Here is a 14,983-nt window from a genome sequence, read left to right as displayed (position 1 = left end):
TCTCCTTTTTCTGCTTTTTCCTGTTTTTTCCTATTTCCACGGAGTCTTTCATGTTTGCCAAGCAATCCGGCGCCTTGCTGCGCCGCCTCGCCCTCGCCGGGCTGCTGCTTCTTGCCGGCCATTCCTTCGCCGGGCAGGCCGGCGGCCTGTATCTGGTCAGCGTGGGCATCGGCGACCCCGACAACATCACCGTGCGGGCGCAGAAGATCATCCAGCAGGCGGACATCGTGTTCGGCATGCAGCGCCTGCGCGAGCGCCTGCCGGAACTGCTCGTCGGCAAGGAAATGCACGAGGCGGGCCATGGCCTGTTCGGCACGTTGTCGCGGCGCGACGCCCCGGACGACAAGCTGCGCGAACAGGAGGCGGAAACCCGCCGCATCATCCGCGCGGCGGTGCAGGCGGGCAAGACCGTGGCCGTCATCGACTACGGCGACCCCACCCTCTACGGCCCGCAAACCGGCTACCTGCGCGAATTCAGCGACCTGAGCCCGGTGGTGGTGCCCGGCATCTCCAGCTTCAACGCCGCCAACGCCGCGCTGGGGCGCAGCATCACCAGCGGCGGCGAGAGCCGTTCGGTGATTCTTACCGCCGCCGCCGGCATGCGGGAGAACTACCAGGGCCGCGACACGCTCGCCAAACTGGCTGAGACCCGCTCCACGCTGGTGTTCTTCACCATGGGCATGAACCTGCCCGAGGCCGTCGACCAGCTCAAGCGCCACTATCCGGGCGACACGCCCATCGCCATCGTCTCCCACGCCGGCGCGGCGGATCGGCAGGCGGTGCTGCAGGCCACGCTGGATACCGTGCTGGAACGCCTGGGCGGCGACAAGCTGCCCTTCGAGCACCTGATCTACGTGGGCGACTTCCTGCGGTGAAGAACACGCTGGCCGGCGGCCTGCGGCGCGAGATGGGGCTGGGCGCGGCCACCGTATTGGTGGTGGCCAACATGGTGGGCACCGGGGTGTTCACCACCTCCGGCTTCATCCTCGGCGAACTGGGCAGCACCCAGGCCCTGCTGGCCTGTTGGGCCATCGGCGCGCTGTTCGCCCTGGCCGGCGCGCTGTGCTACGGCGAACTGGGCGCCATGCTGCCCGAGGCCGGCGGCGAGTACGCCTACCTGCGGCGCAGCTTCGGCCCGCTGCCGGCCTTCGTGTCGGGCTGGATTTCCCTCATCGTCGGTTTTTCCGCGCCCATCGCCGCGGCGGCCATCGCCTTTGCCACCTATTTTCTCGGCGGCGCGCGGGAAGCCTGGTGGAGCCTGGAAGCGGGCGGCCACCCGTGGCTCGCCCTGTCGCCTGTCTCCGTGCTCGCCATTGCCGCGGTGGTGGTGTTCTCGCTCGTGCATTACCACAGCCTGCGCATGGGGCAGGGCGTGCAGAACGTGCTCACCGTGTTCAAGGTGGCCTTCATCGTCGTGCTGATCGTGGCCGGGCTGGCCTTCGGCGAGGGCGATGCGGCGCGCGTCGAGGCCGCGCTGTTCGGCGACGGGCGCCCGGTGGATGGCGCCGGTTTCGCCGTGGCGCTGATCTTCGTCTCCTTCGCCTACAGCGGTTGGAACGCCGCCGCCTACCTGGGGGCGGAAATCCGCCGGCCGGAACGCAACCTGCCGCTGGCCCTGCTGCTCGGCACCGCCTTCGTCAGCGTGCTGTACCTGCTGCTGAACCTGGTCTACGTCTACGCCCTGCCGCCGGAGCAGATGGCCGGCATGCTGGAAGTGGGCAGCGGCGCGGCCGCCGCGCTGTTCGGCCCGCGCGCGGGCGCGCTGGTGGGGCTGGCCATCGCGCTGGGGCTGCTGTCGGTGGTCAGCGCGATGATCATGGCCGGGCCGCGGGTGTACTACGCCATGGCCAGCCACGGCCTGTTCTTCCGCCGCTTCGGCCAGGTGGACGCGGCCCGCCACACCCCGGCGCAGGCCATCCTGTTCCAGGCCCTGATCGCCATCGGCATGATCCTCACCGCGGCCTTCGACACCCTGCTGATCTACATCGGCTTCACCCTGTCGCTGTCGGCCATGCTCACCGTGGCCGGGCTGCTGCGCCTGCGCCGGCGCGAGCCGGACCTGCCGCGTCCCTACCGCGCCTGGGGCTATCCGCTGACACCGCTGCTGTTCCTGGGCGGCAATCTGTGGATCGTGGCCTACTCGCTGTTCAGCCGTCCGCAGGTGGCCTTGTACGGGCTGCTCACTCTGGGGGCTGGCGTGGGGCTCTACCGCCTGTTCACGGCGGCTGGCCGCGGGACGGTGCAGGAGGGATGAGGAAGGGGCTGACAAAGAGACGGCACGCGTTACCGGAAGGCCGCCAGGAGAGGGTGAGTGTGGAGAACATGCGCTGCATCATCAGCCCGGCACAATGGGAGACGCGGATGGGTGACGTCGTTGTGATTCAGGCCGGCTTGCGCAGGATGTCCACCCGGTTGGGCGTATGGAAGGTGGCGCCCTCCGGCGTCAGGTGTGCGTTGAACCTGTCCCGCACTTGCCGATGGACGTCATCGGACAGGCGGTGGTCGGTATGGGTGACGCGGATGATGCGGGCGTCGAAGTCGGCGAAACCCCGGTAGTGGCTCCGGGTGTTGAAGAAGAGTTGCCGTTCGAGGTGCAGGCTGCCGTCGTCCACCGCCTTGCACACCGCGGCGAAGGCAGCTTCGCGCGCTGCCTTTTCGTCGTGGAACAGGCGCAGGATCTCGTTGAAGTCGCCGGCGTAAACCGGCTCGGAAATCCATGCCAGGCCGCCCGGCCTGAGTACGCGGGCGATTTCGCGCAAGGCGCGATCCATGTGTCCGGCCGGGACGTGGTGCAGGGACTTGAACATCAGCACGGCGTCGAAGCGGCCGTCTTCCGCAGGGATGGCTTCGGCCCCGCCATGGCGGAACTCCACCTGGGGCAGATCGGTGATTTCCAGGTTGCGCTCGTGCTGGATGGCATCCACCTCCAGCGCGAGAATGTGCGCAACCCTGCCGCTCTCGGCCAGGGTCCGTGTCTTCTGGGCCTTGCCGCAGCCCAGTTCCAGCACTGCTGCACCGTCGAGGGGCAAGGTTCCGAGCAGCAACTCCATTTCGTTGAGCAGGGAAGTCTGGGCGGGGTCGGCAATCTTCATGGCTGGTCCGGGCGGGGGGCGAAATATGAGAAATAGATAATATTGAAGAGGGTGCGCGCCCATACAAAGAGGCGGAAACGCAGTGGTCGACGGCAGATCCGGACCAGATGTCGGCAAAATCGCCTGTACTGCTCCAGCAACCTTTCCAAAGTCGCCGAATCATCCGGGCATCGCTTGCTCCGCATCCGAGGCAGTTTGCCGGATGCGGAGCAGATCGCGTACCTGCTCTCACAGGTGACTGTCTACCCAGCGCACGATGCCCTGGGCGCCCATGGCGCCTGTCTGGCGCGCGACTTCCTTGCCGCCGGCGAACAGCGCCAGCGTGGGAATGCTGCGGATGCCGTACTGGGCGCCCAGTTGCGGTGCCGCCTCCGTGTCTACCTTAGCCAACCGTACCCGCGGTTCCAGCAGGCGCGCGGCTTCGGCGAAGTGGGGCGCCATCATGCGACAGGGGCCGCACCAGGGCGCCCAGAAATCCACCAGCAGCGGAATGTCGTTGCGGGCAAGGTGGCGGGGGAAGGCCGCCGCGTCGAGTTCCACGGGCTGTCCGTCGAACAGGGGACGGTGGCACTGGCCGCAGTTGGGCGCCTGACCCAGGCGCTCGGCCGGCAGGCGGTTGACGGCGTGGCAGTGGGGGCAGACGAGATGGAGTGGGGCGTTCATGGTCGTGGGCATCCTGGTTCGTGGTGCTCGTCCGGCATATCGGGCCGGAACGCGATGGTTCAAGGAAAGGCGGGGCCGCGCGGCGGCCTCCCGGCGGCGGGGAGAGGGCTGCCGTTTGTGGCGGTGCTGCCATAGGTGGCAGGAAATGCCTGCCATGGCAGGTATCGAGCAGGTTCGAAAGCGGTGAAGAATCATGCAGATGAGGCGATGGAGCGGAGCGGGGAGCGCAGGCATGCATCTTGATCGGCATGGGGAGCGGCAGGTCATTGCATGACGCCATGGCCGACAGGTTGGTATTCAGCTCGATGTTGTATTAGCATAATCTTATATTTGACGCCATGGCGCGCTGCTGCCCTTCGGGGGCCTTCTTCGCCGATCACCGGCTGAAGAAGGCCTATCCGGAACTCGGCGCGTGAATGGCGGCCCCCGCCTTGAACGCCGCTTCGCCGAACGTTCACATCTTTCGTCCACAAGGAGTTGCATCATGAAGAAAACCCTCATCGCACTTGCCTTCGCACTCGGTTCCGGCGCCGCGCTCGCCGACAAGCAGGCCGTCACCGTCGTGCTCAACGACGCCAGCACCATGACGCAAGGCATGGCCATGGTCCTCGCCAACCAGATGCAGGAGCAAGGCGCCCAGGTCGACATCCTGCTGTGCGACAAGGCCGGAGATCTGGCACTCAGGAATGCGGGGGGCGAAGCCCTGAAGCCCAACGACGTCACCCCCGCGCAGTTGCTCGACGCCGCGCTGAAGAAGGGGGCGACGGCCTCGGTCTGCGCACTCTACCTGCCCAACTCCGGAAACAAGCCGGAGGACCTCAAGGATGGCATCAGGCCGGCCAAGCCCGCCGACATGGGGCGCGCCCTGCTGGAACCGAACCGCAAGCTCATCGGATTCTGAGCGGATACGGGGCCGCCGTGCCGGGCGAACTGCGGGTCGAGTTCGACGGGCTGCCGCCCGGCCGCTATGCCATCATGGCCTACCACGACGAAGACGGTAACGGCGAACTCAACCGGCGCTTCGGTATGTTCCCGACCGAAGGCTACGGGCTGTCGAACAATCCGAGTGTTTCGGGGCCCCCGGCCTTCGAGGACAGCGCCTTCGAGCTCGTGTCCGGCGCCGCGCCGCACGAAGTCCGCATCGACATCCGCTACTGATTCGCCGGCCCAGGAGCTTCCCATGACCGTCCCCGCTTCCAGCACAGCACCCGTTGATCACGCAGGGTGGCTGGCGCATTTCCCCGTCGCCCTGTTTTCCACCGTCATGGGCGTGGCCGGGCTGGCCATCGCCTGGCTCAAGGCGCACCACGGCGGCGGCGTACCGCCGGAGGCCGGCATCGTGCTGCGCTGGCTGGCGAGCGGCCTGTACGTGTTCCTGCTGGCGGTCTACGCCGCCAAGGTGCTGCGCCATCCGGACGCCGTGCGCGCCGACTGGGCCCACCCGGTACGGCTCAATTTCTTTCCCGCCATCTCGATCGGCCTCATCCTGCTCGGTATCGCCTGGGCCCAGGACGCGCCTGCCGTGGCACGCTGGCTGTGGGGCATCGGCGCCGCGGTCCACCTGACGTTCACGCTGTTCGCCATGAGCAGCTGGATCCACCACACCCATTACGACATCAAGCACGCCAACCCGGCCTGGTTCATTCCGGTGGTGGGCAACATCCTCGTGCCGATCGCCGGCGTGCATTTCGCCCCGGCGGACGTCAGCTGGTTCTTCTTCAGCATCGGGCTGGTGTTCTGGCTGGTGCTGATGACCATCGTGCTCTACCGCCTGTTCTTCCACGAACCGCTGCCGGCGCGCCTGACGCCGACATTGTTCATCCTGATCGCGCCGCCCGCGGTGGGTTTCATTTCCTACGTGGCGCTGACCGGCCAGCTCGACGCCTTCGCCCGCGTGCTGTACTTCACCGCCTTGTTCCTGACCCTGCTGCTGGCGAGCAATGCCGCGCGCTTCTTCCGTCTGTCGTTTTTCATTTCGGCCTGGGCCTATTCCTTCCCGCTGGCGGCGATGACGATCGCCACCTTCGAGATGAGCGCGCGCAGCGGCTCCGTCTTCCATGCGGGCTTGTCCTGGGTGCTGCTGGCGACACTCAGCGCGGTGGTCGCCCTGCTGGCGGTGAAGACCCTCGCGGCGGCGGCCGGACACAGAATCTGCGTGCCCGAATAGGGGTGCGATGAGGGGGCCGGCCACTCGGCCGGCCTGCCAGGATTGACGCCAGATGCTGCCATGAACTGTCATGGCACGCGCCGCTGGCAGTGCCGGCTCGCTCCGGAATGGCTGGGTTCAAGTTTCATATTGTTGTTTTTAAAAGCAATTTATTTAAATCATGGTTGCCGTGGATTCTGGCATGTTCCTTGATACACCCGACACTGAGGCGGAAATGCCCGACTGAACAGCCACCGCAGCGTCGCTTCGCTGCCCCCTGAACTCTCCTGGCAGGGGCCGTTGCCCGGATGTTCTTTCCTGCCTTCGTTTCACATCCCGACCGGGCATCCAGGGGTGCCGGGCATTAGAAAAGAAAAGGAAGAGGAGCATGGAGACCATGATCGGCCGGGGCGCGGCATGCGCACTCGGCGTGGCGCTATGGATGGCAGGCAGCGCCCTGGCGGCCACCGCCGACCACGGCAAGTTCAAGGAACTGCAGGGTCCGTTTGCCAGCGGTGAGGACGTCACCCGCGCCTGTCTGTCCTGTCACACCGAGGCGGCCAGGCAGGTCATGGCCACCCGCCACTGGACCTGGGAATACGCGAACCCCGCCGACGGCACGAAGCTGGGCAAGAAGACCATGCTCAACGGCTTCTGCATCGGCGACAAGTCCAATGAAGCCTTCTGCCAGTCCTGCCACGTGGGCTACGGCTGGAAGGACGACAGTTTCGACTTCTCCGCCGAGGAGAAGGTGGATTGCCTGGCCTGCCACAACACAGGGGGATACAAGAAGCTCTCCGGGCTGGCCGGGCACCCGGCCTACGAGCGCATGGAATGGCCGCCCGGCTCGGGCAAGTTCGTCGAGGCCACCGATCTCGCCCGGGTGGCGCAGCATGTGGGCCACACCTCGCGCGAGACTTGCGGCACCTGCCACTACTACGGCGGCGGCGGGGACGGCGTGAAGCACGGCGACCTGGATTCCTCCCTCAACGCCGCGCCGCGCGAACTGGACGTGCACATGGCGCAGGACGGCCTTAACTTCGCCTGCAGCGACTGCCACCAGGCCGAAGAGCACAAGGTGCCCGGCAGCCGCATCGCCATGACCGCCGCCGATCCCCACGGCCCCCTCGTGCGCGGCCAGAAGAGCGAACGCAATCCGGCCACCTGCCAATCCTGCCACGGCGACAAGCCGCACAAGGAAAGCCTGCTGCATGCCGGACGGCTCAATGCCCACACGGACACCCTGGCCTGCCAGGCCTGCCACATCCCGAGCTTCGCGCGCGGCGGCGTGCCCACCAAGATGGGCTGGGACTGGTCCACCGCCGGCCGGATGGACCAGAACGGCAAGCCCTTCCAGAAGAAGGACGATAAGGGCCACGTGATCTACGACAGCAAGAAGGGCGACTTCGTCCTCGGCGAGAACGTGGTGCCCGACTACCTGTGGTTCAACGGCAAGGTCACCTACACCACGATCGACACCCGCATCGATCCGTCCGCCGAGGTGGCGATCAACACCTTCCACGGCGGCCCGGACGACCCGGACGCACGTATCTGGCCGGTGAAGATCTTCCACGGCAAGCAGCCTTACGACGTGGAGCACCGCACCTTGCTGGTGCCGCACACCGCCACGCCGGACGACACCGCCTTCTGGTACAACTTCGACTGGCCCAAGGCGCTGGCCGCCGGCGCCGCGGCCACGGGCCAGCCCTACAGCGGCAAGTTCGATTTCGCCGCCACCCGCATGATCTGGCCGATCACCCACATGGTGGCGCCCAAGGAGCGGGCCGTGGCCTGCCACGAATGCCACAGCCGGGACGGACGCCTGGCGGGGGTGGAGGGCATCTACGTTCCGGGCCGCGACGGCTTCCCCTTGCTGCGCACCGCCGGCTGGCTGGCCGCGCTCGCGGCCCTGGCCGGCGTGCTGATCCATGGCGCGCTGCGCATCCTCACCCACTACCGGGGGAAGTGACACCATGAACGAACATCGACCCGTGCGCCGCATCTACGTCTTCAAGCGCTACGAGCGTTTCTGGCACTGGTCCCAGGCCGTGCTGATCGTCTTCATGATGCTCACCGGCTTCGAGATCGCCGGCGCCTACGAGAATTTCGGCTTCCGCCGCGCGGTGGAGTACCACACCCTGGCCGCCTGGGCGCTGCTGGTGCTGTGGGCTTTCACCATCTTCTGGCAATTCACCACCGGCGAGTGGCGGCAGTACATCCCCACGCTGAAGAAGGTGGACGCCATGGTGCGCTACTACGCCTGGGGCATCTTCCGCGGCGCCCCCCACCCCTACCACAAGACCGCGCTCAAGAAGCACAATCCGCTGCAGCGCCTGGCCTACCTGGCGCTGCTGGCGGTGGTCTCGCCCGTCATCTGGGTCTCCGGTCTGTTCTACCTCTTCTACGCCTGGTGGGGGGATTACGGCGTCGACCGCTGGCTGGAACTGGAATGGGTGGCCACCGCCCACACCGCGGGCGCCTTCATGATGCTGGTGTTCTTCATCGTGCACGTGTATCTCACCACCACCGGGCACACGGTGTTCGCCCACATCAAGGCGATGATCACCGGCTGGGAGGACGAGGAACCGGAGGGCGACCCCGCCCGGTCCGGCCGCTCGCTCCAGGGGGGCGACGATCCGGCGCGGAGCGGCATGCCATGAACCGGCACCGGGCAGGATTCACCGTGGCATGGATTGCCGCATCGAGCTCATCGCCATGCCCTGCCGTGCCGGCGCCAGCGGGCGAGAAGGGCATGGCGGGGCTGGCTCAGCGGGCCTGCGCCCAGGCCCACGCCAGAGCGCCTTCGTCCAGCCCGCCGGCCAGCGCGTCGAGCTGCAGACGGTGCAGCAGCAACTGCACGCGCGCCTCGTCCAGCGCCAGCCGGGCGGCGGCATGGGCGTTTTCGGCATTGAGCAGATCCAGCGTGCTGCGGTCGCCGGCCTCCAGGCCGAGCCGGGTGGCTTCCAGTTGTGCCAGACTGGCTTCTGCGCCCGCCTGCAGCGCCTGCACGCGGGCGCTGCCGGTGGTCAGGCCCAGCCAGGCGCTGCGCATGCGCTGATCGATCTGCTGGCGGAGCAGGTCGCGGTCGGCGCGGGCCTGGTCGAGCAGATGCAGGGCTTCCCGCTGCTGGGCGCTGCGCAGGCCGCTGGTGGACAGCGGCAAGGTGAACTGCACGCCGGCCCAGGCCTCGCGGCCGTGGTTCGCGGCGCTGCCGCCGCGGCCGTCGCCGCTGAGGTGTTCGCTGCCGACCCTGGCCACCAGATCCAGCCGGGCGTCGTCCAGCGGGCCGTGGCGGGCGGCTTCGCGGGCGGCCGCGGCCACCTGCTGTTCCATCAGCAGCCACTGCGGGTTGTGCTGCGCGGCGCGGGCCTGCCAGTCATCCAGGGGCGCGGTCTGCGGCGTTTGCCGCAGGGCCTGGGGCAGGCGTGCCTCGCCGTCCGCCAGGCGGATGCCGGTCAGGTCGGCCAGCGCGTTGCGGCGCAGATCCAGTTCGGTTTCGGCGGCCAGCACCTGGGCACGCACGGCTTCGGCGCGCGCGTGGGCTTCGTGGGTATCCGTCACCGGCAGGTCGCCCAGTTCGAAGCGGTCGCGGGTTTCGGTGAGGATGCGTTCCACCGCCTGTTGCTGCCGCCGCAGCACGTGCAGCGATTCCTCGGCCAGCGCCAGCGCGAAATAGGTTTCGGTCAGATGCAACATCAGGTTCTGGCGGGCGGCCTGCCACTGCAGCTCGGCGCTCGCGGCGGAGATCTCCAGCAACTGCTGCCGGGCGCTGCGCTGCGGGCTGTAGAGCGGCTGCATCAGCACCAGGCTCCAGTTGCCGCTGCGGGCGTGGCTGACGTCGGTCTCGAAGCGCACGCCGCCGGTGCTGCCGAAGCCCGGCGCGGCGAACTGCGCACCGCGGGTCAGGCTGCTGGCGTCGGCATAACCGGCGGCGGCACCGATGACCAGGTCGGGCCGCCATAGGGCGCGCGCCTGGTCGCTGCGGCTCTGCCCCGCCAAGCGGGCGGCGCGGGCCGAGTGCAGGACGGGCGCATGGGCCTGGGCAGCTTCCCACAACTGCGGCAGGGGCGTGGCGCGGGCGCCGGCGGCGGCCAGCAGCAGCGCGGCACACAGCGGGGCCAGCGTGAGGCGGCGGATCATGGCGCGTTCCGGTGACGGTTCAGCAGCCCGGCGGCACGCCCAGCCTGCGCAGCAGGGTTTCCAGCAGGCACCACCGGGTGAAGCCGCTCTGCAGCAGGTTGAGGCCGACGAAGACGGTGAACGCCAGCCACCACTGGTTCACGAACACGGGGCTGCCCGGCACGCCCAGGGCGAGGGACAGCAGGATGAAGAAGCCGGCGGCGATGCGCACGATCTGCCAGGATGTCATGGCGGTTCTCCTCGAGGGGAAGGTGGGGGAAGGATCAGGCATGGGGCTGCCCGGTGCCGCCGCGCGGGCGGTAGGCGACGTAGTAGAGCAGGGGGATGACGACCAGCGTCAGCAGCGTGGACACCAGGATCCCGGAGATCAGCGCGATCGCCAGGCCGTTGAAGATCGGGTCGTCGAGGATGAAGAAGGCGCCCAGCATGGCCGCCAGCGCGGTCAGCGCGATGGGCTGGGCGCGGATGATCGCCGACTGCACGATGGCCCGTTCCAGCGCCACGCCCTGCGCCTGCTGCAGGCGGATGAAGTCCACCAGCAGGATGGAGTTGCGCACGATGATGCCGGCCAGCGCGATCATGCCGATCATGCTGGTGGCGGTGAATGGCGCGTGCAGCAGTGCGTGGCCGGGCAGGATGCCGATCAGCGTCAGCGGGATCGGCGCCATGATGACGAGCGGCATCAGGTAGGAGCCGAAGTGCGCCACCACCAGCAGGTAGATCAGCAGCAGCCCGACGGCGTAGGCGGCGCCCATGTCGCGGAAGGTCTCGTAGGTGATCTGCCATTCGCCGTCCCACTTGATGGCGTATTCGCGCCACGGGTCCAGCGGCTGGCGGATGAAGTATTCGCCCAGCGCGCCGCCGTTGGGGGTGGGCAGGGCGAGCAGTTCGCCGCGCATCGCGAACATGCCGTACAGCGGGCTGTCGACCGCGCCGGCCATGTCGGCGGTGACGTAATCGACCGGCAGCAGATCCTTGTGGAAGACGGGCTGTTCGCGCACGCCGTCGTCGATGCGCACCACCTCGCGCACCGGCACCAGGGCGCCTGCGGCGGAACGCACCGGCAACTGCAGCAGTGCGTCCAGTTCGCCGTGCAGGTGCGGCGGCAGTTGCAGCCAGGCGGGGGCCGGGTATCTGCTGCCGTCGTGCACATAGGTGGCGGCCAGGCCGCCGAGGCCGGCCTGCAGCGTCTGCACCACGTCGGCCTGGGCCACGCCCAGCGCGGCGGCCTTGCGCCGGTCCACCCGCAGCAGGACGCGGGGGGCGGCGCTGGTGGTGCTGTCGTCCACATCGACAACGCCGGGCGTGTTCTCGAACACCGTGCGCACCTGCCGCACCAGCGCGTGGCGGCCTTCCGCCTCCGGGCCGTAGATTTCGGCGACGATGGGTGCCTGCACCGGCGGGCCGGGCGGCACTTCGACGATCTTGACGTTGGCGCCGTGGCGCGCACCGATGGCCTGCAGCGGCGCGCGCAGGCGCGTGGCGATGGCGTGGCTCTGCTCGCGGCGTTCGGATTTCGGCCGCAGGTTGACCTGGAGGTCACCCACCGCGCCGCCGCTGCGCAGGTTGTACTGGCGCACCAGGCCGTTGAAGTTGATCGGCGCGGCGGTGCCCGCATAGGCCTGGTAGTCGCTGACTTCCGGCACCGTGGACAGATGCGCGCCCAGTTCGCGCAGCACCGCGGCGGTCTTCTCCAGCGGCGTGCCTTCGGGCATGTCCACCACCACCTGGATTTCCGACTTGTTGTCGAAGGGCAGCATCTTCAGCAGTACCAACCCGGTGGCCGGCAGCACCAGGGAGGCGGCGATCAGCAGCATCACCGCGAGTCCGAGCAGCCAGCGCCTGCGCCGGCCGCGGCGCGCGTCCAGCAGCGGATCGAAGATGCGGTGGAACAGCCGCGCCAGCCACGGCCGCGCGGCATCGGCGCCGTGGCTGGCATTCGTACCGGCGGGCACCTCGCGCATCCACAGCCGCGCCAGCCAGGGGGTGACGGTGAACGCGATCGCCAGCGACAGCAGCATGCCCATGCTGGCGTTGATCGGGATCGGGCTCATGTAGGGGCCCATCAGGCCGCTGACGAAGGCCATCGGCAGCAGCGCGGCGATCACCGTGAAGGTCGCCAGGATGGTCGGGCCGCCGACCTCGTCGACCGCGGCGGGGATGATCGCGGCGAGCGGCCGGCCGGGGTGCAGGTGCTGGTGGCGGTGGATGTTCTCCACCACCACGATGGCGTCGTCCACCAGGATGCCGATCGAGAAGATCAGCGCGAACAGCGACACGCGGTTGAGGGTGAAGCCCCAGGCCCAGGAGGCGAACAGGGTCACGGTCAGGGTCAGCAGCACGGCGATGCCGACGATGGCCGCCTCGCGCCGCCCCAGCGCGAAGAATACGAGCGCCACCACCGAGGCGGTGGCGAACAGCAGCTTCTGGATCAGCTGGCGCGCCTTGTCGTCGGCGGTGGCGCCGTAGTTGCGCGTTTCGGCCACCTGCACGGCGTCGGGGATCACCGTGCCCTTGAGGCTCTCCACCCGCTCCATCAGGCGGTCGGCGACGTCGATGGCGTTCTCGCCGGGTTTCTTGCTGACCGCCAGTGTCACCGCCGGGTATTCGGCCGCCTGTCCGCCGGTGGTGCCGTGCCAGACGTAGCTGGCGGCGGGCGGCGGCCCCAGGCGCACCTCGGCCACGTCGCCGAGCAGCACCGGGCGGCCGTCGTGCGCGCCCACCACCAGTTCGGCCACGTCGCGGGCATCCTGCAGGAAGGCACCGGTATCCACCTGGATGGCCTGGTTGCCGGCGAGCAGTTCGCCCGCCGGGCCGCCCGCATTGGCGGCCTGCAATGCCTGGTGCAGCTCGCCGACGCTGACGCCGTGGCTGCGCAGGCGCGCCGGGTCGAGCTGCACCAGCACGGCGCGGCCGGGGCCGCCGAGAGTCCACACCTCGCGCGTGCCGGGCACGCGCTTGAGTTCGGCCTCGATGCTGTGCGCCACGCGCGCCAGATCGTAGGCGCCCTGGTCGGCGGCATCGGTGTATAGCGTCAGGCTGACGATGGGCACGTCGTCGATGCCGCGCGGTTTGGCGATCGGCGGCAGCACGCCCAGCCCGGCGGGCAGCCAGTCGGCATGCGAATCGAGCGCGTCGTGCAGGCGCACCAGCGCCTCGGTGCGCGGCACGCCAACCTCGAACTGCACGGTCAGCAGCGCCTGGCCGGGGTAGGAGGCGGAGGTGACGTGCTCCACCCCCGCCATGCCGGCGAGCACCTGTTCGGCGGGAGAGGCCACCATCTGCTCGACCTCGCGCACCGAGGCACCGGGAAAGGCGACCATCACGCTGGCCATGGTGACGTCGATCTGCGGTTCTTCCTCGCGCGGCGTCACCAGCATCGCGAACAGCCCCATCAGCAGCCCGAGCAGGGCCAGCAGGGGCGTGATCCGTGCGGCCTGGAAGGCGGCGGCGATGCGGCCGGAGAGGCCCGGGCCGGTGCCGTGTTCTGCAGTGCTCAAGCCGGCCCCCTCGTCAGCGGCGCAGCCGCGCGGCGGCCTGCGGGTCCACCACCACCGCCTCGCCCGCATCGACGCCGGCGAGCACTTCCACCTGCTCGCCGCGTTCGGCGCCCAGCCGCACCTGGCGCAGCAGCGGGCGCTGCTGCGCATCCAGTACGTACAGCCCGGTCATCTCCGCGCGGCGCACGACGGCCCGGCGCGGCACCAGTACGGCGGCGCGCGGCGCGGCGTCCGCCAGCCAGACGCGGGCATAGCTGCCGGGTGCCACCGCCCCGGCCGCCGGCGGCAGCGCCAGCCGCAGCCGCACGGTATGGCTGCGCGCATCGAGCGTGGGCAGCACCTCCACCGCGGCGGGGGAAAGCATGCGGCCGTCGGGCAGTTCCAGCCTGATGTCCGGCGCCGCGGCGTCGGCCGGCACGGCGCCCTGCGGCACGTCGGCGACCACGCGCAGCGCGTCGGGGGCGAACAGCGCCAGCAGCGGACTGCCGGGCATGGCCATGTCGCCGGTCTCCACCGGCACCTCGGCGACGATCGCATCGAACGGTGCCCGCAGCACGGACAGCCCGGCCTGCGTGTCCGCCGCGTCCGCCGCGGCCTGCTGCGCCCTGGCCTGGGCTGCGGCGGCCTTGTACTGCGCTTCGGCGCGCTCCAGCGCCGCCTGGCTGATGTAGCGTTTCTCGAACAGGCGCTGCTGGCGCGCGAATTCGCTGCGGGCGGCGGTCAGCACCGCGACGGCGGCCTCGGTCTGTGCGGCGCTGGCCTGCGCGGTTTTCCCGGCCACGCGGCTGTCGATGTGTAGCAGTACCTGGCCTTCCGCCACGCGATCGCCGGCCTTCACGTGCAGCGCGGTGATCGTGCCGGCCACCTGCGCCGCCACCGTGGCGCTGCGCACCGCCTCTACGCGGCCGGCATGGGCGGTGCCGGTGCCGACGCCGGCCGCCTGGGCGGATACCGTTGCAGGCGCGACCGTTCCGTCCGGCGGGCTGGCCAGCACGGGTGGCCAGGGGAGGCAGGCGGCCGACAACAGCGCGCAGACCAGGGTTTTCTGGCGGAGAGGGAGCATGGGTGGGCTGTGCGTGGAACGGAATGGATGACAGGGAGTCTGGCGAACCGGGGCTTATCGGTTGTGCATTGCGTGACCATTATATTAGAAATTTCTAATTTATTGTTTGCAGATCGCCGCGTTGTGATGTGCAGGGCACTGAGCTGCTTGTCCGATGAGCGCAGCAAGATGCTGCCCCCGAGCGGCAAAACGCTCGAAGGGGGTCCAACTCCTGATATTGCGTCAATGATTGCATTCCCATGAAGCGCCATCAGGCCTACTCAGATCTGATGGCTCGAGCTCGGGCAGAAGGTCTGGCCGTCGGCAGGGCAGACGCTCATGCCGCCGCCACGGCTGCCGCGCGTGCTTTCATGGTCGCCACACGTGACGCCACACCTTT

At 68.8% G+C, this 14,983-nt stretch carries 13 protein-coding genes; 7 read left to right on the top strand and 6 right to left on the bottom strand.

The window, feature by feature from the left end; translation table 11 throughout:
- Positions 1-50 precede the first annotated feature (50 nt).
- Positions 51-875: an SAM-dependent methyltransferase gene (locus tag ACNQFN_RS13315; protein WP_418646741.1), complete on the top strand. Its 825-nt coding sequence runs from the start codon at positions 51-53 to the stop codon at positions 873-875.
- Positions 872-2,254: an APC family permease gene (locus tag ACNQFN_RS13310; protein ID WP_217999595.1), complete on the top strand. Its 1,383-nt coding sequence runs from the start codon at positions 872-874 to the stop codon at positions 2,252-2,254. The genes ACNQFN_RS13315 and ACNQFN_RS13310 overlap by 4 nt, the downstream gene beginning before the upstream one ends.
- Positions 2,255-2,381: 127 nt before the next feature.
- Here ACNQFN_RS13310 and ACNQFN_RS13305 read toward each other — a convergent pair whose 3' ends face one another.
- Complete coding sequence (locus tag ACNQFN_RS13305) at positions 2,382-3,092, bottom strand: class I SAM-dependent methyltransferase (RefSeq protein ID WP_068636631.1); 711 nt, start codon at positions 3,090-3,092, stop codon at positions 2,382-2,384.
- Positions 3,093-3,320: 228 nt separating this feature from the next.
- Entirely contained in the window at positions 3,321-3,755 is a 435-nt protein-coding gene (trxC, locus tag ACNQFN_RS13300) for a thioredoxin TrxC (protein ID WP_418646740.1), read from the bottom strand.
- A 484-nt stretch (positions 3,756-4,239) separates the two neighbouring features.
- Between trxC and ACNQFN_RS13295 the strand changes: the two genes are divergently transcribed.
- The 5 genes from ACNQFN_RS13295 to ACNQFN_RS13275 all read left to right on the top strand — a co-directional run bounded on the left by ACNQFN_RS13295 (position 4,240) and on the right by ACNQFN_RS13275 (position 8,561).
- The gene (locus tag ACNQFN_RS13295) at positions 4,240-4,656 is read left to right on the top strand and encodes a hypothetical protein (protein ID WP_418646739.1); all 417 of its coding nucleotides are present in this window, start codon (positions 4,240-4,242) and stop codon (positions 4,654-4,656) included.
- A 17-nt stretch (positions 4,657-4,673) separates the two neighbouring features.
- A complete protein-coding gene (locus tag ACNQFN_RS13290; protein ID WP_418646738.1) occupies positions 4,674-4,913 on the top strand; it encodes a DUF2141 domain-containing protein in 240 nt (79 codons plus the stop codon).
- A 22-nt stretch (positions 4,914-4,935) separates the two neighbouring features.
- A complete protein-coding gene (locus ACNQFN_RS13285) occupies positions 4,936-5,922 on the top strand; it encodes an SLAC1 anion channel family protein (protein WP_418646737.1) in 987 nt (328 codons plus the stop codon).
- Between the two features lie 367 nt (positions 5,923-6,289).
- A complete protein-coding gene (locus ACNQFN_RS13280; RefSeq protein ID WP_418646736.1) occupies positions 6,290-7,870 on the top strand; it encodes a tetrathionate reductase family octaheme c-type cytochrome in 1,581 nt (526 codons plus the stop codon).
- 4 nt (positions 7,871-7,874) lie between these two features.
- Positions 7,875-8,561 (top strand): cytochrome b/b6 domain-containing protein, encoded by a 687-nt coding sequence (locus ACNQFN_RS13275; protein WP_068636626.1) that lies wholly within the window; start codon positions 7,875-7,877, stop codon positions 8,559-8,561.
- Positions 8,562-8,667: 106 nt separating this feature from the next.
- Here ACNQFN_RS13275 and ACNQFN_RS13270 read toward each other — a convergent pair whose 3' ends face one another.
- From ACNQFN_RS13270 to ACNQFN_RS13255, 4 genes are read right to left on the bottom strand one after another with little or no spacing between them, the layout of a single operon-like run.
- Positions 8,668-10,041 carry a TolC family protein gene (locus tag ACNQFN_RS13270; protein ID WP_418646735.1) on the bottom strand — a complete coding sequence of 458 codons (1,374 nt, stop codon included), beginning with the start codon at positions 10,039-10,041 and terminating at the stop codon, positions 8,668-8,670.
- 19 nt (positions 10,042-10,060) lie between these two features.
- Positions 10,061-10,270, bottom strand: a complete 210-nt coding sequence (locus ACNQFN_RS13265) for a YgaP family membrane protein (RefSeq protein ID WP_068636624.1) — start codon at positions 10,268-10,270, stop codon at positions 10,061-10,063.
- Between the two features lie 34 nt (positions 10,271-10,304).
- A complete protein-coding gene (locus ACNQFN_RS13260) occupies positions 10,305-13,610 on the bottom strand; it encodes an efflux RND transporter permease subunit (RefSeq protein ID WP_418646734.1) in 3,306 nt (1,101 codons plus the stop codon).
- On the bottom strand, positions 13,555-14,604 hold the full coding sequence (locus tag ACNQFN_RS13255; RefSeq protein WP_418646733.1) for an efflux RND transporter periplasmic adaptor subunit: 1,050 nt from the start codon (positions 14,602-14,604) through the stop codon (positions 13,555-13,557). The genes ACNQFN_RS13260 and ACNQFN_RS13255 overlap by 56 nt, the downstream gene beginning before the upstream one ends.
- Positions 14,605-14,983: the final 379 nt, after the last annotated feature.

It is taken from the genome of Thauera butanivorans (genome assembly GCF_048398245.1).
GTDB classification, from domain to species: Bacteria; Pseudomonadota; Gammaproteobacteria; order Burkholderiales; family Rhodocyclaceae; genus Thauera; species Thauera butanivorans.
The sequence above is the reverse complement of the archived record's forward strand: the minus strand, read 5'-3'. Positions and strand labels throughout refer to the sequence as shown.

Bases quoted from the DNA above. Each gene is read 5' to 3' on its own strand.
- ACNQFN_RS13315 (WP_418646741.1), top strand. From the start codon at position 51: ATGTTTGCCAAGCAATCCGGCGCCTTGCTGCGCCGCCTCGCCCTCGCC.
- ACNQFN_RS13275 (WP_068636626.1), top strand. From the start codon at position 7,875: ATGAACGAACATCGACCCGTGCGCCGCATCTACGTCTTCAAGCGCTAC.
- ACNQFN_RS13255 (WP_418646733.1), bottom strand. From the start codon at position 14,604: ATGCTCCCTCTCCGCCAGAAAACCCTGGTCTGCGCGCTGTTGTCGGCC.
- ACNQFN_RS13280 (WP_418646736.1), top strand. From the start codon at position 6,290: ATGGAGACCATGATCGGCCGGGGCGCGGCATGCGCACTCGGCGTGGCG.
- ACNQFN_RS13295 (WP_418646739.1), top strand. From the start codon at position 4,240: ATGAAGAAAACCCTCATCGCACTTGCCTTCGCACTCGGTTCCGGCGCC.
- ACNQFN_RS13260 (WP_418646734.1), bottom strand. From the start codon at position 13,610: ATGCGGGCGAGGCGGTGGTGGTGGACCCGCAGGCCGCCGCGCGGCTGC.
- ACNQFN_RS13270 (WP_418646735.1), bottom strand. From the start codon at position 10,041: ATGATCCGCCGCCTCACGCTGGCCCCGCTGTGTGCCGCGCTGCTGCTG.
- ACNQFN_RS13265 (WP_068636624.1), bottom strand. From the start codon at position 10,270: ATGACATCCTGGCAGATCGTGCGCATCGCCGCCGGCTTCTTCATCCTG.
- ACNQFN_RS13285 (WP_418646737.1), top strand. From the start codon at position 4,936: ATGACCGTCCCCGCTTCCAGCACAGCACCCGTTGATCACGCAGGGTGG.
- trxC (WP_418646740.1), bottom strand. From the start codon at position 3,755: ATGAACGCCCCACTCCATCTCGTCTGCCCCCACTGCCACGCCGTCAAC.
- ACNQFN_RS13305 (WP_068636631.1), bottom strand. From the start codon at position 3,092: ATGAAGATTGCCGACCCCGCCCAGACTTCCCTGCTCAACGAAATGGAG.